General features: G+C 40.1%; 18 protein-coding genes and 1 tRNA gene. 14 read left to right on the forward strand and 5 right to left on the reverse strand.

All coding sequences use genetic code 11. The features are described from left to right. Window positions 1–79 precede the first annotated feature (79 nt). The gene (locus PQO03_RS06775; protein WP_274148959.1) at window positions 80–1,237 is read left to right on the forward strand and encodes an alpha/beta hydrolase; all 1,158 of its coding nucleotides are present in this window, start codon (window positions 80–82) and stop codon (window positions 1,235–1,237) included. A gap of 455 nt (window positions 1,238–1,692) precedes the next feature. Here the strand turns inward: PQO03_RS06775 and PQO03_RS06780 are convergent, their stop codons facing one another. From PQO03_RS06780 to PQO03_RS06790, 3 genes are all read right to left on the reverse strand, one after another. Beyond that, window positions 1,693–2,139 carry a GatB/YqeY domain-containing protein gene (locus tag PQO03_RS06780; protein ID WP_274148961.1) on the reverse strand — a complete coding sequence of 149 codons (447 nt, stop codon included), beginning with the start codon at window positions 2,137–2,139 and terminating at the stop codon, window positions 1,693–1,695. A 95-nt stretch (window positions 2,140–2,234) separates the two neighbouring features. Continuing rightward, window positions 2,235–2,951, reverse strand: coding sequence for a TVP38/TMEM64 family protein (locus PQO03_RS06785; RefSeq protein ID WP_274148964.1), 717 nt, complete (start codon window positions 2,949–2,951; stop codon window positions 2,235–2,237). Window positions 2,952–3,266: 315 nt separating this feature from the next. Beyond that, window positions 3,267–3,340: transfer RNA gene (locus PQO03_RS06790), tRNA-Arg, on the reverse strand. A gap of 185 nt (window positions 3,341–3,525) precedes the next feature. On the opposite strand from PQO03_RS06790, the gene PQO03_RS06795 reads away from it, so the two are divergent. Further along, window positions 3,526–3,969: a SufE family protein gene (locus PQO03_RS06795; RefSeq protein ID WP_274148966.1), complete on the forward strand. Its 444-nt coding sequence runs from the start codon at window positions 3,526–3,528 to the stop codon at window positions 3,967–3,969. A 23-nt stretch (window positions 3,970–3,992) separates the two neighbouring features. Here PQO03_RS06795 and PQO03_RS06800 read toward each other — a convergent pair whose 3' ends face one another. Both PQO03_RS06800 and PQO03_RS06805 read right to left on the reverse strand, forming a co-directional pair. Continuing rightward, window positions 3,993–4,493, reverse strand: a complete 501-nt coding sequence (locus PQO03_RS06800; RefSeq protein WP_274148967.1) for a TrmH family RNA methyltransferase — start codon at window positions 4,491–4,493, stop codon at window positions 3,993–3,995. A gap of 30 nt (window positions 4,494–4,523) precedes the next feature. Beyond that, the gene (locus PQO03_RS06805) at window positions 4,524–5,036 is read right to left on the reverse strand and encodes a hypothetical protein (RefSeq protein ID WP_274148968.1); all 513 of its coding nucleotides are present in this window, start codon (window positions 5,034–5,036) and stop codon (window positions 4,524–4,526) included. 44 nt (window positions 5,037–5,080) lie between these two features. Between PQO03_RS06805 and PQO03_RS06810 the strand changes: the two genes are divergently transcribed. The 12 genes from PQO03_RS06810 (at window position 5,081) to PQO03_RS06865 (ending at window position 18,843) form a co-directional block, all read left to right on the forward strand. Further along, window positions 5,081–5,665, forward strand: coding sequence for a hypothetical protein (locus tag PQO03_RS06810; RefSeq protein ID WP_274148970.1), 585 nt, complete (start codon window positions 5,081–5,083; stop codon window positions 5,663–5,665). 28 nt (window positions 5,666–5,693) lie between these two features. Then, complete coding sequence (locus tag PQO03_RS06815) at window positions 5,694–6,077, forward strand: hypothetical protein (RefSeq protein ID WP_274148972.1); 384 nt, start codon at window positions 5,694–5,696, stop codon at window positions 6,075–6,077. A gap of 6 nt (window positions 6,078–6,083) precedes the next feature. Continuing rightward, window positions 6,084–7,403 (forward strand): serine/threonine protein kinase, encoded by a 1,320-nt coding sequence (locus PQO03_RS06820; protein WP_274148974.1) that lies wholly within the window; start codon window positions 6,084–6,086, stop codon window positions 7,401–7,403. Next, complete coding sequence (locus PQO03_RS06825) at window positions 7,400–8,491, forward strand: tetratricopeptide repeat protein (RefSeq protein WP_274148975.1); 1,092 nt, start codon at window positions 7,400–7,402, stop codon at window positions 8,489–8,491. The genes PQO03_RS06820 and PQO03_RS06825 overlap by 4 nt, the downstream gene beginning before the upstream one ends. Continuing rightward, the gene (gene lptE / locus PQO03_RS06830; RefSeq protein WP_274148977.1) at window positions 8,491–9,006 is read left to right on the forward strand and encodes an LPS assembly lipoprotein LptE; all 516 of its coding nucleotides are present in this window, start codon (window positions 8,491–8,493) and stop codon (window positions 9,004–9,006) included. Before PQO03_RS06825 ends, lptE begins: the two co-directional genes overlap by 1 nt. Then, window positions 9,006–9,494, forward strand: a complete 489-nt coding sequence (ispF, locus tag PQO03_RS06835) for a 2-C-methyl-D-erythritol 2,4-cyclodiphosphate synthase (RefSeq protein ID WP_274148979.1) — start codon at window positions 9,006–9,008, stop codon at window positions 9,492–9,494. Before lptE ends, ispF begins: the two co-directional genes overlap by 1 nt. Before the next feature lie 2 nt (window positions 9,495–9,496). Next, window positions 9,497–10,582, forward strand: coding sequence for an MraY family glycosyltransferase (locus PQO03_RS06840; protein WP_274148981.1), 1,086 nt, complete (start codon window positions 9,497–9,499; stop codon window positions 10,580–10,582). A 2-nt stretch (window positions 10,583–10,584) separates the two neighbouring features. Then, window positions 10,585–11,448, forward strand: a complete 864-nt coding sequence (gene nadC / locus PQO03_RS06845) for a carboxylating nicotinate-nucleotide diphosphorylase (RefSeq protein WP_274148983.1) — start codon at window positions 10,585–10,587, stop codon at window positions 11,446–11,448. Between the two features lies 1 nt (window position 11,449). Continuing rightward, complete coding sequence (locus PQO03_RS06850) at window positions 11,450–12,088, forward strand: radical SAM protein (RefSeq protein ID WP_274148985.1); 639 nt, start codon at window positions 11,450–11,452, stop codon at window positions 12,086–12,088. 15 nt (window positions 12,089–12,103) lie between these two features. Then, window positions 12,104–14,407, forward strand: coding sequence for a hypothetical protein (locus PQO03_RS06855; protein WP_274148986.1), 2,304 nt, complete (start codon window positions 12,104–12,106; stop codon window positions 14,405–14,407). 236 nt (window positions 14,408–14,643) lie between these two features. Beyond that, window positions 14,644–16,392, forward strand: coding sequence for an alpha-L-fucosidase (locus tag PQO03_RS06860; protein WP_274148988.1), 1,749 nt, complete (start codon window positions 14,644–14,646; stop codon window positions 16,390–16,392). 12 nt (window positions 16,393–16,404) lie between these two features. Then, window positions 16,405–18,843 carry a right-handed parallel beta-helix repeat-containing protein gene (locus tag PQO03_RS06865; RefSeq protein WP_274148989.1) on the forward strand — a complete coding sequence of 813 codons (2,439 nt, stop codon included), beginning with the start codon at window positions 16,405–16,407 and terminating at the stop codon, window positions 18,841–18,843. The last annotated feature ends 13 nt before the right edge of the window (window positions 18,844–18,856 follow it).

Raw genomic sequence — 18,856 nt, forward strand, 5'->3', positions numbered from 1 at the left:
TTACACTGTTTACCTCCAGTCATTTTATGCATACTGTGGTGTATGATAATAAGCTAAACTATAATCACTCGAGATCTTCATGAATAAGTTTTTAAACCTGCTGATTCCCTTTGCTCTACTTAGTACGCCTTGCTTTGCAGATAAAAAGCCACCGCAAAAGCCAAAAGAAGTCAAAATTCAAAAAAAGAAACGTCCCACACCGCCTACTCGATTTTACCAAGATCCGGCTGCACCAGAATTCACTTTATTGACAGCATCAACTGAACTCAAATCCTTGCTTAATCAAAACGGAAATTTTGTCACTAAAGCTCCCTACCGCCAAGCTCCGGAAATGAAAAAAAATGCACATATTCCTCAAGGAAAAATTCATCAATTTAAACTCTTTTCTAAAGATGGCAGTATCTATAATCCTGGCATTGCTAGGAAAGTTTTTGGCACTCCTGATCCCAACAACCCCAATACCCTCATTGTCGACACCCATGAAATTGATTTTGAGAGAGTTATTACTGTTTATATCCCAGCTCAAAAAAGCCTCACGGCAGAATACCCCTTTATGATTGTTCATGATAGTACTAAATCGATGAATGCTAATCTAAAGAGTTTGAATATTATATGCGATAATCTAATAGCGCAAAAACGCATTCCACCGATGATGATTATTGGCGTAGCTAATGGTGGTGGCGATGCCCAAGGACATCAGCGAGGAAAAGAATACGATACTATGTCAGGCCTCTTAGCCGAATATATCGAGACTCATGTTTTACCTGAAGTCGAAAAACGCTATGAACTCAAATTAACGGAAGACCCCAATGCCCGTGCCGTCATCGGTGTTAGCTCTGGTGCTTCTGCGGCTCTCGCAATGGCTTGGTACCGCAATGACCTCTACACCCGCGTTGTCAGCTTTTCGGGAACTTTTGTTAATCAGCAATGGCCCTATAATCCAGAAACTCCTGGTGGGGCTTGGGAATTCCACAAGAGTATTATCCCCAATAGCCCAAAGAAAAACATCCGCATTTGGCTCGCAGTTGGTGATCGCGACCTGCTCAATCCCAATGTGATGCGAGATGGCATGCATGACTGGGTCGAAGCCAATCACCATATGGCTAAAGTCCTCAAAGTAAAAAACTATGACTACCAATATTTTTTCTGTGAAGAAAACAAGCACGGTATGGGTCCTGCAAAAAATCAGTTCATGCCCCACGCCATTGAATGGGTCTGGAAAGACTACATGAAATAAGTCATCCCATCGCGTATTAACCTAACAAGAGTTCTTCCATTAAACGGAGTTTGGGGCGAAGCCCCGATAAATTAAAATATATAAATGCCTCCGGCGGATAAAAATATATGGGGCTCCGCACCAGTCGCCGGGTCAACGGTTGGCAAGTCCTTGGTGGGAGTGTGAGGGACTCGTCCCTCATTTAGTCAAACTTGGGGCTCCGCCCCAGTATAAATACCTCCGGTGGCCGAGAAGCCCTCGGTGCCACACTAACAAACGTAGCAACACGCTTAAATATCCTTAAGTCCCCTTCCACTGAGTCGGTGCCACGATAAATGCCTCCGGCGGACGGAGAGCCTCCGCAGGTGGACTAGCTTCGCAAAGACTCCGCTAAAAGACCTTAAGTTTCCTATCTTTAAAGGGAGTTAACTCCCTTTCCAACAAAGAAAAATCATCCTTCGAAAATTGAACTTAAATTAAGCTAAGGCTGCTTTCACTAAGCCTGAAAGTTTACCGCCGTTAACTAAATAACCTGCCGCTTCAACTTCTGATTTAACTGCGGCAATTGTACGGCCCATACTTTTCATTGATTTTTCTTCTAAGGCCTCAACAAATTTTTCGACGACAGCTTTTAAGTCAGCTTCATCCATTTCTTTGGGTAGGTAAGTAGCAACCAGTACTAAACGCGCTTTGAGTTCAGCTACTTGCTCAGCATTTTCAGCCTTTTCAAAAGCGTCGAGTGATTCATGCATTTCTTTTTGGATTTTTTGAACCAAGACAATAATTTGGGCATCAGAAACTTCAATTTTCTCATTGATTTCTTTGTTCTTAATGGCTCCACGAATTTCCGCAACTACAGCTTTTCTCGTACTATCTTTGGCTTTCATTGATTCTTTAAAATCATTCATCAAACGTGCTTTCATTCTAGCTCCTACTTTTAAATTTATGAGCGTAACGCTACTCTACATAGGTATCTTTAAAAGCTTTGGCCAATCAACAAATGCTAAAGTCAATGACTTTATTCTGTGAGTGCCGCTGGTTCAACCATTTTTTTCAATGCTTGACGCGAGACTTTGCCTATAATTGCCAAGCTCACTAAGGTTGCCGTTATCCCCAGTATAAATACTGAGCGATCAGCTCCTTGACCCAAGTCTAAACTTGAGAGATTGGATCCCGCAATTGTCACCAAAATAACTCTTGGTGCCAAGCCGATTGCCGAGCCTAAAATATACTCGCGCTTACGTACTTTCCCCGCAGCAAGCAATACATTGGTCCCTGCAAAAGGCATAACGGGTGAGAGTCTAATCAAAATCACCATACTCAAGGTCTTCAAGCCTGTGCTTTTTAGCAATTCATTATAGATCAAATAAGCTTTAGGTTTTTTCTCTAAAAGACTTAGCAGTTGGTCATCTAAAAAGCGACTAAATAAACTATAGGAAACAATTGAGGCCGAGGTAATAGTTAGGATCGCATATGCGGGCCCTACGATCGCACCAAACAAAATTCCCGCAACTAAGGATACCGCATGTGTAGGGATTAAGGATACCCCGGTGAGACTTACTCCGCAGAGAAAAAATATAAGTAAGCTATAAGGTTGTGACCTTAGAGCTTCCAACCAATGATCCGCACTTGTCGTCAGAGCGATGGCCCCTAGTCCTGGTCCCACAACTGAAAAGGCCAAGAGTGGTCCAAAATTACCCAAGTCTTGAATAAAAGATTTGATTTTATTAATCATATTTTCCCGGTATTTCTCGCATTAAATCCCCCTAACAAAAATGAGGATCACATATATACTGCCTATTGAACAGAAATAAACTCAATGTCACAAAATACTGATCGACTTTACTTTACACAATTACTCATGGTCTCATTATTTTAATTAAGCAAGGTAAAGGGCTAACGACCATTAAGTTATTATATATTTATATTCAGTGCAGAGCTAAGAGACTTCAAACTCACAGCATTTCTATCAAAATGCTTGAGAAAACAATGCTCTGGGGGACAAATAAAAAGCCTCACTAACTTGATAAGTTAGTGAGGCTTTTTGAAGTACGCCCAATAGGATTCGAACCTATGACCTGCTCATTAGAAGTGAGCTGCTCTATCCAGCTGAGCTATGAGCGCTTATGGGCATGAATGTGCAACGAGATGAAAAAAAAGCAAATCGTAAAAAGTGCTTTTTTGACTTTAAGTTAAGCTTTTTTTGGCTTGAGTAAATCTAGTCAAGCATATTCTTGCTTTTTGCGATTGCTGAGATTTGAAGCTCTGCTATCTTAGCGGCAATTAATAAGATAATTTTTGAGATAGAAATGGCTATAGAAGATAAAGATAGAATCATTGCAGATCTAGGTAAAATCGAAGATATTGATGATCGTTTCACTTGGTTAATTAAGTATGGTCGCCAAGCAGGTGATCTCAATGAAGAGACTCGTATTGATAAATTTAAAATTTCTGGTTGTACTTCGCAGCTATGGCTAGTTCCTGAACTCAAAGCTGGAAAGGTCATTTTTCTAGCTGATAGTGATGCCGCCATCCCCAAAGGTTTAGGTGTGGTCTTTGCAAAGGTTTACTCGGGCCTGACTCCTGCTGAAGCCATGAGCTTAGATGCGAGTTTCCTTGAAACGGCGGGCCTCAGTGATCATTTATCGATGAATCGCCGTAATGGTCTAAGTAGCTTGCATAAACAAATTATGCTTTACTGCGCTACTTTTTCTGCTTTGGCCTCACAAGGAATCAACGATTACTCTATTTAGTTCTTGCTTTATTAAAGAAGAACTTAGCCTTCTGGGTATTGGCGACAATATTCGTAAACGGCTAATGATGTAGCTGAGGCGACATTATAAGAGTATGGCAAGCCCCAAACAGGTATTTCCACGGTGTAATCAAGTTGATCGAGACAATCTTGAGAGAGACCTTCGCGTTCCGCTCCCACCACAAGTACACATTTATGAGGGAAGTCAAAAGTGTGGAGGTTATTAGAATTAGTGGTTTGTTCTAAGCCCACCAATGTGTAACCATCTTGCTTCAACTTCTTGAGTACAGGTGGAAGACTATTTTTTGTCGTAAGTTGAACTTCCTCAGCGCCATCTCTTGCGATCTTCGCATTAACTTTGGCATTGCCCGTTGCAATCACCTGGGTCACACCTGAACAACCCGCCATGCGCATAATTGTAGAAAGGTTGACATGACTACGCAGTGGCGAACAAGCTATTATAAAGGGACGCTCTTGCTTCAGTTCTGTAGGTGGCTTGTGGCGAACATGTTCAAATTTTGGCATAGGGTTTCTCGAAAAAGTTGTTGAGTTTAATTATAGTTCTTGATCACAGAGTATTTTCTGTTTCTCTAATTGTTCATTTGCATGGCTATATAAATCAAAATAAGCTTTTTTTTCTATTTGTGAAAGAGTTTTATAGTTATCAATCAATTCTCCCCATTGCTTATTTTGTCGACACAAATTTAAAATCAATTTAAGTTCTGCCGCATTTCCGTAGCTTAACTGAGGTAAGTCTTTATCATCATTCATTAAAGTTGAGCTCAGTAAATAGCCAAGTCTTTTTTTATCAAAGCCTAAAAAATTCATAAAACGACAGAGGCTCAAAGCCAAACAGTATAAGCCTGTACTTATGGACTGCGAAATCAGTAAAGAACAAAGATAAGGCATTAGCAAGAAACTGTATAAATAGACAAAAGACGACTGCCTAGAGATAAAAAACATAAGTAAAGATAAAATAAAAAGACCTAAAGCGTAGCTAGAGCTCTGTTTTCGCAAAGGTAAAAAAACTAATAATAGATAAAAGATTGCGTAAAGAAGGTAGATCATCTTTAAGTTCCGGGTTTTCTGCTTAAGATATAGGGATTGCCATATTGGCCAATACTAAATCAATTAAACAAAAAGAAAAGATGAAAAACACGGAAAAATCACAGATGGTCTTAGTCAACCCATCTCATCGAATCCTCTCAGGCTTAGGACTAAGCGCTCTAGGAATGGTCTTAATACAGTTCTGGCGTGAACGCAACCTCAATTTATCTGGTCCTGATTTTATATTATTTTTAGTTATATGCTTCTTCTTTATCACCGCGGCTTATTGCATGTTTTCATGGTCAAAAACCACTTTCATCAAGGGACATAAGAACTTTCACCAAGAGACTTTTCATTTTGGCTTTTATAAAAAAGTCCGTGAAGGTATTTGTTCTAGCGTTTTCTTTCAACAAACTCCTCAGCTTCGTCCTTCCTATACACTTTTCCTTACTGTCAAAGGTTCTGATGACCTCATTATTCGCGAAGGACTCAAGAGATCTGACGCTAGAAAGATCGGCAATAATGTTGCCTCCATCTGCGGTCTGCCCAGTCTCCCTGACGATCCCGTGGAAGAAGTTCAAAAAACTATCCACAACTTTGATGATGACATTGAGGAAGATGAGTTGGACGAAGACAAATTAGACAATTAAATTTGAACAAATAATTTAGGAATAATCAATGATCAAAAACTTTTTACTTTTTACCCTTTTAGCCGCCCTAAGTTTTAGCTGCGTACAAACGCCTGCCAACTTAAAAGATGAGAATGGCCAATACATGGCCCGTAATGGCAATATCAATATCCATCTTGATAAGCAGGCCAAAGATTTATTCTATCCCTCACTTCAATATTTAGCTGATGATCTTGGAGCGCAGATAACTCACAGCTCTAAAACAAGCTTATCGATCAAGGGTAAATTTGGAAAAGGTTACGAAGTTTCTCTAGAACTTGAACAGAAATTAGATAACGTTTGCGAGATCCGCATTTATTCGACTCGTCATAAACGACCAGATAATCAATTGAGTGATAAAGTAGCAGCTGAGCTCTTACCCCTACTCCAGTAATCTTTAATGGAAGCTGTTAAAACAATCTATAACAAAGAACTGGCGGAAGACGACTTCCACAGCAGCTCCCAAGATCATGACTATCTAGATATCTTTGACAAGCTCCCCGATTTAAACGATCGTTATCGCGTACGTAAGATCATTGGTCGTGGCGGGAATTCAACGATTGTCAAAGCACGTGACCTGCAACTCGGACGTAGTGTTGCTTTAAAGATCCTCAAAGACCAATATAAAAAGAAAGTAAAGGTCTCTCAGCGTTTCATCAACGAAGCGCTCATCATGGCCTACATGCAACACCCCGGCATCATCCCCGTTTACAACTTGGGGAAAATCGGTAATAATGATGTTTTTTACTCAATGCCTATCATTAGTGGAAAAACCTTACGTGAAATTTATGACGAAAAGAATCTAAAAGATCTTTTAAAAATATTCAAAACCACTTGTCATACCTTAGCTTATGCTCATGAGCATAATATAATTCATCGCGATATAAAACCAGAAAACATCATGGTTGATGAATACGAGCGTGTTTTACTCTTGGACTGGGGCTTAGCTAGGAACCTCAATGAGCAGGAACCACAAGATGACCCTATGCCTGAAGAAAAGGAACTTAGCCGTTTTGAGGATAAAGGCGATATTCGCTTAACTATGAATGGTGAAATCAGTGGGACTCCGGCCTACATGGCTCCTGAACAAACTCTTGGGCTTGGACGCAGCACCAATCGTGGTACAGATGTATTTGCGATGGGAATCATTCTCTACGAGATCCTTTACGGCACCCATCCTTTCACCAATTCAAACTCGACAAATTTTCGACAAATTTTTAACGAAATCAAAAATACCACGCCTTCTTTTCCTAAACGTGGTCGCGGAGGGAGCTTAATTCACCCTACGCTCGCGAAAATATGTCGTCGTTGCCTTCATAAAATACCCGACAATCGTTATCAAGACGCGATTCATTTAAGTGAAGAATTAGACAATTTCCACAAAAAAGTAAAAAAGAATGCACTTATAAAAGCCTTAGTTCTAGTTTGTCTATTTGCGCTTTGCTCATCCGTGACTATTTTCCTTTATCTTAATAGTTACAAATCTGAAGTAGTGAATAAAGATATGCAAATGCTGTGTATGCTATTGAATCGCTCCAATCCCTCTGATGAGGCTTTAAATGCGGTCCGATTGAAGTTGCAAATGCATAAAAATGATTTACATAAAGCTGATAAAAACAATTTAAAATTTATTGTTGGCCGACTGCAAGACCTAAGTTCAAAGGGAATTCAGTTTGAGTCATCATTAAAAATACTGGAAAAAGGAGCCTCGTTGCCGTGAAAAAAATTCTCTTATTGATTCTTATGAGCCATGTAATTTTTGCTCAAACAGTCAATAAAAAAATAGAAGAGCACTTAGCTTTTGAAAAATACGACCAAGTCATTACCGACGTCGATAATGCTCTTTTGACTGAAACTAATCGTAAACAAATTGCCTCTCTTAAATATTTCAAAGCGAAAGCCCTCTACCATCAAGGGGAACTCGAAGATGCTTTTAATATTTTAAAAGAATTAGTTGAGGACTACAACTTTGACATTGATTACGAAAAAGTTCTCAACTTACAGTTTGAGATTTCTAATGCTCGTTATGAAAAAAGTGGTAATTCAAATTTCTTTGGTTCTTCAGCAGAAGCCATACAATTCTATGAAGACCTGATTGCTCAAGCCCCCTATTCTAAAGGCGCGGCTACTTCTATGTTGCGCATTGGCATGCTTCAACAAGATGATGACGATGAGATTGCTGCTATGAGTACTTACCACAAACTGATCGCGACCTACCCCAAATCTGATGAAGCTGGCTATGCACGAATTTATATTGCTCAGTTTAATATTCGTAGCATGCGAGGCATCTATGGTGATCTTGAACTTATGCGAGAAGCTAGAACACAACTTAGGCTCTTTATAAACCAATATAACAAGCACCCTTTATTAACAGAAGCTAAAGATCAAATAAAAAGCCTTGATGAAGTGGAAGCTGAGCGAACTTTTAATCTTGCTTTATTTTATTTAGATCCAGTTCATTCACGCCCTGCCGCTGCGAAGCGTTATTTATACCGAGTCATTGTTGACTTCCCTGATACAGAAGCCGCTATTGCTGCCGAAGAAAAATTAGCTAAAATTGATAGTAACTACAAAGGTGAACTCAAAACTAAGCAAATAAGTAGAAAAAAGAATACTGCTCTTCAGAAGACACTTGAACAACAAATTTTCTCACCTTTAGCACCACAAGCTAAGGATCGCTCAACACGACGTACAATAGTTCGTCCAGAAGATAGTAACGGTAAATATCTTGTCCCTGTGGAAGATCTAGGCTTGGATTTAGTTCCTCTAGAGAACACTGATACAACAAAGAAAAAGGATGATAAATAATGATCAAGCGTGTATTCCTAAGTCTTTTATTCGCTCTTATCTTGAGTTCGTGTTCTGGCTATCAAATTGGCGATATTGGGCACCCCCAAATTAAGAAAGTCAGTATTGGCAAGATAACAAATTTAAGTAATGAACCAAGACTCTCATTATTTATGATGGCTAAATTAAAAGAAGCTATCCTCCAAGATGGCACCTATGAATTAGTCAACGCAGGGGAAGGCAAGGCTCACGCCATCATTCAAGGAACTGTCCCCCAATTCACTTATCAGCAACGAGGTTTTTCTAGAAACGACGATGACAAGGATAACTATCGCGTCGACAACTATCGTGTCACTGTCTCTTTTGACTACGAAGTCGTCACACCAAAAAAACTGCTTATACAAAAATTCAAACTTAGTGGCCACGGCGAATTCTCGGAAGGCTTAAGTATTGACCAAGATAGAAGAGAAGGCTTGGAAAGAGCTTGTTACAACCTTTCGACAAAGGTGATCACCCAACTCTCTGAAGGTTGGTAATGTACCGAGTTGGAACTGGTTTCGATGTCCATCAACTTGTTAGCGGACGTGATTTAATTATTGGTGGAATTAAAGTTCCCCATAGCAAAGGCCTCTTGGGCCATTCTGATGCTGATGTTTTGTTGCACGCTATTACGGATGCCGTCTTAGGTGCTCTAGCACTGGGAGATATCGGCCAATGGTTTCCTGACACCAAGCAAGAATTTAAGGGCGCTAATAGTGTCGAACTTTTACGATATGTTCTTGAGTCTAAATATTTAGCCCCCTGGTCCTTAGTGAATCTGGACTGTACGATCATTGCTCAAGAGCCAAAACTAGCTGCCTATATCCCTTCTATGAGACAAGTTGTGGCTAAACTATTTAATGTTACTATCAATGATATCTCTATCAAAGCTACCACTTTTGAAAAGATGGGCTCTTTAGGGCGCGCAGAAGGTATTGCTGCACAAGCTAACCTTATGCTACAAAAAACACCTACGGAGAAATAATAGTGAAAGATTGGTGGACTATATATTTAGCTGCTATGGCGCTGTCTTTTATACTTGCATTAGTCTTCACTGCCATTTGCCGTAAACTTGCGTGGAAGCTTAATATTCTTGATAAACCTCTCTCGGAAGGCCACAAAATGCATAGTGACGCCACGCCTTTATTAGGTGGTACAGCTGTCTGCTTGGCCTGGCTCAGCACTTTGCTTGTAGGTCTTTTTGTTGCTCGGAATAAATTGGACTTACTCCCTTCTTCTTATTCAGATATTTTCAGTCGTGGAAATCCCGCTCTCAATCAATTTTTTGTTATTGCTTTTTGTGCTGTAAGCTTTGTCATTGTTGGCTTAATAGATGATCGCAAACCCATGTCGGCTAAATTCAAACTTTTTCTTCAAGCTCTACTTTGTTTTGGCACTGCATTTGCAGGCTTAAGAGTTTCATTTATCCCAGAACCCTTTTCAGCAAGTTTAGTTACTGGTTTTATACTCCTCACTATTCTCAATGCCGTAAACTTCTTAGATAACATGGATGGCCTTTGCTGTGGCGTAGGGGCTATTTGCGCTGGTGCCTTTGCGCTATCGGCTGGTTTACAAGAGCAATATCTCGTTTCAATTTTAGCTACTGTAACCTGTGGTTCATGCCTCGGCTTCTATCTCTTCAACTGTAATCCAGCAAGTATATTCTTAGGTGATTCGGGAAGTCATTTCGTGGGCTACATGCTCGGAGTATGCGGTGTCCTAGTGACTTACACATCTGGTGAAGTTCATCAAAGCGGCTATCCCTTTATTATCCCTTTACTCATTTTAGCTATTCCAATTTTTGATTTAGCATCAGTAATAGTTATTCGTACACGACAAGGCATGCCTGTATATATTGGTGACCACAACCATATCTCTCACCGCTTTGTTAAAATGGGTTTTTCTCGTCGCTCATCCGTTTTACTCGTTCACGCTCTCTGTCTGATTATTTGCCTTTCAGGCATCGCTTTAATCAAGGCCAATATCGCTGTCATGGTGCTCATCCTAAGTCAAGTCATTGCACTTCTTATATTTATGACTATTTTGCACAGCAGACAAAAATTCAGGAAATAAACATGATTACTGACAAGTTAAAAATCGAAATCCAAACGGCTGTCCGAACCGCTCTCATTGAAGATGTTGGTAGTGGTGATGCTACCACTTTAGGCTGTATTCCCACTGACCTCCATTGCACCGCAAATTTCCTCGCCAAGCAAGATTGTACAATTGCGGGCCTTACAGTGGCTGAAGCTGTATTCAAAGAACTCGACGCTTCCTCTAGCTTTGAAATCATCCTCAAGGAAGGTGAGCAATGTAAAAAGGGCGAAATCATGGCCATCGCTAAAGGCAATGCTCGCGCACTCATCACTGGTGAGCGTGTCGCCCTTAACTTCCTACAGCACCTTTGTGCGATTGCGACTACAACACATTCTTTTGTTAAAGAGACAGCCGGTAGCAAGGCAAAAATTTTAGATACACGAAAAACGACTCCGGGCTTACGCGCACTAGAAAAGTACGCCGTTCTTTGTGGCGGTGGCACGAACCACCGATTTGGCCTTTATGACCGTATCATGATTAAAGATAATCACCGCGAATTAGCGGCTGCCGAAGGTGCAGGTGGCATTCTACGTTCGGTGCGTTCTTGCCGATTAGCCTTCCCAGAAATCGAGATTGAAGTTGAAGCTGACACGCTAGAAGAAGTACAAGAAGCCTTAGACGCCAAAGCTGACTATATTCTTTTAGATAATATGTCAAACGAAGACATGAAAACGGCTGTTTCAATGACGGGAAACAAATGCATCTTAGAAGCAAGCGGTGGCATCACTCAAGAAAGAGTTGCTGAAGTTGCTGCTACGGGCGTAGATTACATTTCTGTGGGCGCCGTAACTCATTCTGCTGGCTCAATTGATATCTCTTTAGAAATCAAACCAGGCGTTTAAATTGCTTTATATCACCGAGATTTACAAAAGTTTACAAGGCGAATCCACCTGGTCGGGCTTGCCCTGTACCTTTATTCGCCTTTCAGGATGTAACCTTCGTTGCTCGTGGTGCGATACTGAATATAGCTTTTCAAGTGGTGATCAGATCTCAATAGAAAATATTATTGAACAAGTCAAAGACCTTGACTGTGACTTAGTTGAGGTCACTGGTGGCGAACCCCTCGCCCAAGATGATGCGGGCTTACTAGTCCAAGCATTACTTGATCTCGGTAAAACCGTACTCGTCGAAACAGGGGGCCACATGGATATTGATCTTGTCTCAAATCAATCATTTCGAATCATGGATCTCAAATGTCCCGCGAGTAAGATGACACATAGAAATGACCTTAACAACATAGCTAAACTCACCTCTAAGGATGAAGTTAAGTTTGTTATCCAAAATAAAGACGACTTTTTATGGGCTGAGAAAACAATTCGCGAATACAAAATTGAAAAAAAATGTAATGTAATCATGTCTACAGTTTTTGGCGTCATGTGCCGCAAAGAATTGGCGACGTTGATTTTGCAATCTGGCCTTAACATTCGTATGCAAATCCAACTACATAAACTCATCTGGAGTGAAGACACTCAAGGCGTATAATATTAAGAGGAATTCATGAGCACCTTAAAAGATAATTTAATTAAAATCGGTTTTAAGGAAGATGAAACCGATACGATTCTTGAGAAAATGCCTGATGCTGATCAGCAAAACTACGAAGAATTTTCCATGCCCGAGTTAGCACTCAAATCTGGCACACTTAGAAATCAGTATTTAAAAAAAGCACCTGTTCTAAAAAACAAGCTTAGTATCCCTAGTCCATCCAAGGATGATGATAATACAAATACGATGGTATTTAAACGCTCTGCACTCCCCGCGTCTGTAATAGATACAGCTGCAGCTACAAGTAAAGACAAACCCACAATAGATATGAATGCTACGGGTATTGTCTCTCCTGGTTCCAAACTACAAAAAGCGGGTAGCTCCATTAATTTACAAAAACCTGGTGGATCCTTACTCGATGCTAAAATTGCCCCAGCTAAACCTGTCTCCAACTTAAATAAACCCGGCTCAAATTTAAAAAAACCAAGTCCTGCCAGTAATTCTCCTAGTTCCAATCACATGGACGCCGATATGGGTGTCCCCACTATGGCTTTCAAAAGAACTACTTTACCTGGAGCCGCTCAAGAACTCGATCAAGCAACGAAAAGCTTATCAAAAACACCTGGAAGTAGTTTATCAAGCCTTAGTGGTGCAACTCCTGCTCCTAGCCCTGCTAAAAGTGATTTTAAACTCAAAGGGAGTTCGCTTAAAAAACCAGCTGATAACAAAGCGTCTGCTGACGACCCATTAGCTTCTATGGATCTAAATACAATGACACTCTCAAAAAGTGCCATACTGGGTAATGCCATCGATATTTCTTCAAGTGCTCCCTCTAGCAAGCCTGGCAGCTCTCTTCCAAGTGACGCTGTCATCGATAAAACTAATACTGATGAGCCAAAAAAAACTGATATTCAACCCGACGTGGCACCCCCTAAAACAAAACCAAAATTAAGCTTAAAGGGTAAGATGGGGACTGTTACCCCACCTGGTTCAGGCTTAGAACTGCCCAAACCGGGTTCTTCATCAAAAGGACCTATCACCGCTCCTGGATCTGGGCTGAGCCTCAGTGCCGGCTTAGCTTCCAAAAGTGAAGAAGGCTCGAGTCCTGCACTACAGACTCCTGCTAGTGGTTTACAAGCACCTGGTGGGCTAAAAGCTCCTGGTGGGCTAAAAGCTCCTGGTGGGCTAAAAGCTCCTGGCGGGCTAAAAGCTCCTGGTGGGCTCACACCTCCACCCCCTCCCATCAATAGTAACACCCCTCCGCCTCCTCCTGGCGGACTCACACTCAAGTCTGGAACAGATTTACATGCACCGGGTGACCTCGCAGAAGGGCATGACAAAAAATTATCTCTTAGTTCAACTACTCAAGATCAAGCAGAGCCTCATGAAGATGTAAGTGAAACGGTAACCACAAGCTTAAATAAACTCAAAAAGAAAAAAAGTACCTCTAAGGGTAAGAAACCACTGGTAGTAATGGCTCTTGTGGGTGTTTTACTTCTTGGTGGAATCGCTTACTTAGCGATGACTCTATTAGGTGATTCTGATGATGCTGTTGAGATCACTGATGCGTCTGTAAAAAAGGAAACGGCTAAGACGCCAGTAAAAAAAGAAGTTGCTAAGTTCAAAGTGTTCGATATCACTGAATCAAAAGAATGGGCAATCACAAGTTCGACTCCCATCAAAATCGATTTACAGCAGGAAGTTAAGGATGCGTGGGCACTAGAATTCTGGTTAAGTATTCCCGAAAAAATCACAGTTGATAACACGAGAATCATCAGCTTCAAATCAAAAGATGAAAAAGTGCTCTCCTTACGAATAAATGAGCGACACCTCTGTACTTTAAATAGTGGTGAACTGAATCAAAAAGCCTCTAAAGCTCTAAGATCAGGAAAAAGTCAGTATCACATTTCTCTAAGTTGTGCTGATAAAGAAGTTTCACTCTTTATTAACGGTAGCTATATAAATAAAATCCCTATGGACAAAGCTTTTGATCAATTACTTTTCGGTAGTGACAAAATCAAGCTCGTAATGGACGAACTGATCTTGAGTTCAGTCGCCCACTATTCTTCCGACGAAAGCTTTACCCCTAGTAGAACTTTCGAACGTTCTGAGGACACGATTGTTTACCTACCTGTTGAAGCACGTAAAGACACCAGTAAACTTGATATTTATTATGCACAAGAAATGAAGTCTTTAGATATCGCTCCCGGTTCATGGGTCAATATAAAACAATCAATTCTCGACGTCCAAGCACTCTTAAGTGAGCTTGAGAACGAAGTTGATATCGACATAAATGAAGATCAAACTTCCGTACGTTAAAATAATATTTACTACATAGACTAAGTCAGCAACAATAGACTATACCAAGAAAAGCCTCTCATCATTGAAGAGGCTTTTTTCTTTACTCATATTTAAGAATCTAAATTGAATTTATAGCTCGCTAAAATAAGCTTTGATTATTTCATTCATAAATTCACATGCCCTGTAACATTCAAAAAATCATTGCGCTTATCTGTTTAGATTTTATTATTAAACCTAGATATGTGAGTATTACCATGAAGTTATTCCTAATAAGCCTTCTCTTCCTACTGATCAGCCAAGCACCAGCGGCACCCAAAGCCATTAATCAAGAAGATCTAAATCAGCGTATGACTTGGTTTAATGATGCCAAATTTGGCATGTTTATTCACTGGGGTGCTTACTCGGTCCTAAAGGGCTCATGGCAGGGTAAAGAAATGGAGTTTTATGCCGAATGGATTCAAGCTAAAGCTGATATTCCTAAAGAAGAGTACGAGCAAGTCGCCGCAGCTTTCAATCCAAAGCAGTTCGATGCCGACGCATGGGTAAAAGCTGCCTCAGACGCAGGGATGAAGTACTTAGTCATTACTACCAAGCACCATGAGGGCTTTTGTCTTTGGGATAGCAAGTACACTACATTCGATATAAAAGATACCGCGGGAATTGATCGCGATTTACTTGGAGAACTAAGTCAATCCTGCAAAAAATACGGCCTCAAATTTGGAACTTATTATTCTATTATTGATTGGCATCATGATTCACAAGTCTCCGTCGAGGGCGCTAAAGGCCATTGGAATAAATGGGCTAAAATGAAAATGGTTTCACCCGTAAAAAAACGCAAATATATTCAATACATGAAAAACCAATTACAAGAATTGGTGGATAAATATGATACCCAAATTTTTTGGTTTGATGGTGACTGGAATGATTTTTGGACAATGGAAGATGGCCAAGACCTGTATCGTTTTCTTCGTAAAATTCAGCCCACTGCCATCATCAATAATCGCGTCGCGAAAAGAAAAGAATTCAAATACGATTTTGGCACTCCCGAAAACCAAACTCCTGGGGAAAAATTAGATTATTTTTGGGAAGCTTGTTGGACAATTAATCACTCTTGGGGATACAAGGCTCACGACACAAAATGGAAAAGTGGCAAAGTGCTCATCCAAAAATTAATTGATATTAATTCAAAAGGTGGAAATCTCTTACTGAATGTAGGCCCTACTCCAGAAGGCACTTTTCCCGATGGCTGTATTGAGCGTTTAAATGAAATGGGAAAATGGACTCAAACTCATGCCAAAGTCTTATACAACACAGAATACGCTCCCGTAAAAGCAAGTGCTTGGGGCCGAGTACTCAAAAAGAATAATAAGCTCTTCCTCCATGTTTTTGATTGGCCAAATAATAATCAATTACAAATTAACGGCCTTGAAGGTACACTTACAAAAGCTTATGTATTTAATCAGCCACAAGTAGAACTAGAATACGAAAGCATATCACAGGGCTTTAATATCCACATACCAAGTAAAGCTTATGATGATAATTCTTCTGTAATCGTTTTAGAGTTTGCTGAAGATAGCCTAAGCTTCCCAAAAAATCCTGATCGAAAAGCGAATTCCAGTAATGATATTAGCCTTCCATTAAGCAAAGCGAGTATTACTGGTAGCAGCATTGTTTATGAAAAACGTAGCCAAAGCTTACGCTCTTTCAATTCTAATAAAGATAGCGTTAGCTGGAAGCAGGAAATTGTTATTCCCGGCAATTACGAAGTTATCCTAAACACCTCCCTTAAAGGCTCTGAAAGTACTTTTGAAATGAAATTTAATAATCAGACACTCAAAGGACAATCTAAAAACACCGATAAATGGGGACAGTTTGAAGATATCTCCCTAGGTAAAATCAATCTGGATCAAATTGGTGCTTATACTATTTCTCTAAGGAAAACTAGCACTAATCACGGTCCATTATTTAAATTAAAATCAATTCGCCTTCGTCCCATCGAATAGGATATTAAAATTATGATTAAATTTCTCCCCATACTTATATGCCTGATAAGTTCATGTCATCAAAACTATTCTACACATATTAAAACAAGCATAGATAGTCCTGTAAAAAAACATAGCGCAACCCTGAAACTTGATCAGGGTTCTACTTTTGTTCATATCTCCAATAGTAATGATGGCGATGGTTCTGTAGAAAAGCCTTATAACTCTATTGACACTGCAATTAAAAGCGCTCCTACCAATAGTACGATTTATTTACGAGCAGGAAGATATCGAGAAATTATCAAACTTAAAAATCTTGATAAAAAAATCAAAATATCTGCTTACCCTGGTGAACAAGTGATCATTGATGGCACTGAAAAACTGAGTCCCAAGTGGGAACATTATAAGCAAGACATATACCGCAGTAAAATTAAGCGCGCTCTTTGGCAAGTCTTTGTAGATCATCAATACTCATATCTAGCTCGCTGGCCCAATGCTACTTTTGAAGACGGTAAAATCTGGCGAATGACGCAAGGCATGCGTAGCCTCAACGGTGGATATAAAAACCAAATTCCCACGGGAAAAAGCCGTCTAGGACTTGCCTACGACGATCACTTTAAATCACATGATAAAAATGGTTTTAATGAAGGTGACAGTCGTTATAACACGAGTTCTAAAACACAAAGTCTAGCCAGTTCTGGCCTCGATTTCACTGGTGCTATCGCAGTCTTGAATATAGGTCACTGGTTAACGTGGGCTCGCCCCGTAACAAAGCACGAAGCTGGTAGTGATCATTTTTCCTATGACCCAAAAGGTATAAAACTGCGGGAGCTTCAAAGTCATACAGCTTATTATTTATATGGCTTAACTGCCCTAGATCAAGATAATGAATGGTGGTATGACAAAGATAATAAATTCCTCTACTACAAGGCTGACAACATAAAAGAGCTTGCTAAGATAGAGTTCTCTACTCGGAAAAATGATTTCATGCTTGACTTAAGTAAAGTGAAAAATGTCAGTTTCGAAAACCTCCATTTTTTTGCAGCAGGCTACAATGTTCGTGATTGTGAAAATATCCGTTTTGAAAACTGTCGTTTCGACTATCTAAGTGCCAACAAATATGTGCTCGGAAAATTTGACTGGTTTAAAGCTTTTAATGGCAACAGCAATAATACCATGTCGGCATTTTTTGGTGGTAAAGACAATCAGATTATCAATTGTATTTATTCACGCTCTAATGCTCCTATCACTTTTAGAAGTGATAATACTCTAGTTCAAAATTGTCGCTTTGAAGATATTGAATGGGACGTAAACACTAATGGCGGTTCCGGGTCAGTCATGCTTGGAAAAGCTAGTACCATTACTCACAGCACATTATCAAAAACGGGTAATTCAGAAGGAATACGCGCCATAGAAGATTCTGTTACTATCCAGTTTAACCGTGTCTTTGATGCCGGTAATCTACAGCACGATGGTTCTGGCATCAATGTCGGCACCAGAGTTCAAAAAGGAGCTACTGTCACACATAACTGGGTACATGATTGCAATCGCCAAGGTGTTCGTTTTGATTACCACGGCGAGAACATCTTCCAGAAAGATGGTAGTGTTTATGGAGATGGCCTCTATGCCTTTAACGTCATTTGGAATACTCAACCTAGCCAAGTAAAAGGTGATCGTCACCTCATTTTCAATAATACGATTATCAACTGTAATTATTTTCCCGAACCTACAAATGAGCCTTTTAATTTCAGTGTGCAAGGTTTCAAAGCCATGCATGGTATCATGGGCAATAAAAACTCGATTATTCGCAATAACCTTGCGAACATCAGTCATAGAAGCTGGGATCTACGTATGATTGAAAGAAGAGATCAAAATTATAAAAATGGCAGCCGCTATTTCAAAGATTTAAATTATAATGTGCTACCCGGTCAACATGATCATAATATGAAAGAAGCTGGTGCGGCTTATAAATATTTGCGGGATCCGCAAAACTTAGATTTCCGCCCCCAATTAAATAGCCCCTTAATTTCTGCAGGCAAAAACATCGAACAAAAAGAAAATCCCAATGCCTACACCTCCGTCCAAGGCTTTAAAGAATTAGGTCCGAAAATTGATATTGGCGCCTATCAGAGTCAAGCTAAGCACTACTGGATCCCAGGTCATAAGGCTTTGCGGCCGAGTCAAGCAATCCCCCCTAACCGAGCTCAACTGAGTAGCACAAAAGTTGACCTTATGTTTCTGGGAACTTACAAAGCCCAAAGTCACAAAATCTATTTCGGCACTAAGCCTTCGAAACTTAAACTTATGGCTGAACTCAAAGACAGTAATATTTACTCTTGCCCACAATTAAAAAAGGGTGAGCAATATTTTTGGCGTGTCGATACCCTCGTCGATGATGAACTCATTACCGGAGAAGTATGGAGTTTTACTATTGATGCAAAGACTGCAGCTAAGCATTTGACCTCTAAATAACATTTCCTCATAG

It is taken from the genome of Lentisphaera profundi, assembly GCF_028728065.1.
Lineage (GTDB): Bacteria > Verrucomicrobiota > Lentisphaeria > Lentisphaerales > Lentisphaeraceae > Lentisphaera > Lentisphaera profundi.

What these genes read in the sequence shown, in the direction of transcription:
- PQO03_RS06775 (WP_274148959.1), top strand. Translation starts at nt 80, where the DNA reads ATGAATAAGTTTTTAAACCTGCTGATTCCCTTTGCTCTACTTAGTACG.
- PQO03_RS06780 (WP_274148961.1), bottom strand. Translation starts at nt 2,139, where the DNA reads ATGAAAGCACGTTTGATGAATGATTTTAAAGAATCAATGAAAGCCAAA.
- PQO03_RS06785 (WP_274148964.1), bottom strand. Translation starts at nt 2,951, where the DNA reads ATGATTAATAAAATCAAATCTTTTATTCAAGACTTGGGTAATTTTGGA.
- PQO03_RS06795 (WP_274148966.1), top strand. Translation starts at nt 3,526, where the DNA reads ATGGCTATAGAAGATAAAGATAGAATCATTGCAGATCTAGGTAAAATC.
- PQO03_RS06800 (WP_274148967.1), bottom strand. Translation starts at nt 4,493, where the DNA reads ATGCCAAAATTTGAACATGTTCGCCACAAGCCACCTACAGAACTGAAG.
- PQO03_RS06805 (WP_274148968.1), bottom strand. Translation starts at nt 5,036, where the DNA reads ATGATCTACCTTCTTTACGCAATCTTTTATCTATTATTAGTTTTTTTA.
- PQO03_RS06815 (WP_274148972.1), top strand. Translation starts at nt 5,694, where the DNA reads ATGATCAAAAACTTTTTACTTTTTACCCTTTTAGCCGCCCTAAGTTTT.
- PQO03_RS06820 (WP_274148974.1), top strand. Translation starts at nt 6,084, where the DNA reads ATGGAAGCTGTTAAAACAATCTATAACAAAGAACTGGCGGAAGACGAC.
- lptE (WP_274148977.1), top strand. Translation starts at nt 8,491, where the DNA reads ATGATCAAGCGTGTATTCCTAAGTCTTTTATTCGCTCTTATCTTGAGT.
- ispF (WP_274148979.1), top strand. Translation starts at nt 9,006, where the DNA reads ATGTACCGAGTTGGAACTGGTTTCGATGTCCATCAACTTGTTAGCGGA.
- nadC (WP_274148983.1), top strand. Translation starts at nt 10,585, where the DNA reads ATGATTACTGACAAGTTAAAAATCGAAATCCAAACGGCTGTCCGAACC.
- PQO03_RS06855 (WP_274148986.1), top strand. Translation starts at nt 12,104, where the DNA reads ATGAGCACCTTAAAAGATAATTTAATTAAAATCGGTTTTAAGGAAGAT.
- PQO03_RS06860 (WP_274148988.1), top strand. Translation starts at nt 14,644, where the DNA reads ATGAAGTTATTCCTAATAAGCCTTCTCTTCCTACTGATCAGCCAAGCA.
- PQO03_RS06865 (WP_274148989.1), top strand. Translation starts at nt 16,405, where the DNA reads ATGATTAAATTTCTCCCCATACTTATATGCCTGATAAGTTCATGTCAT.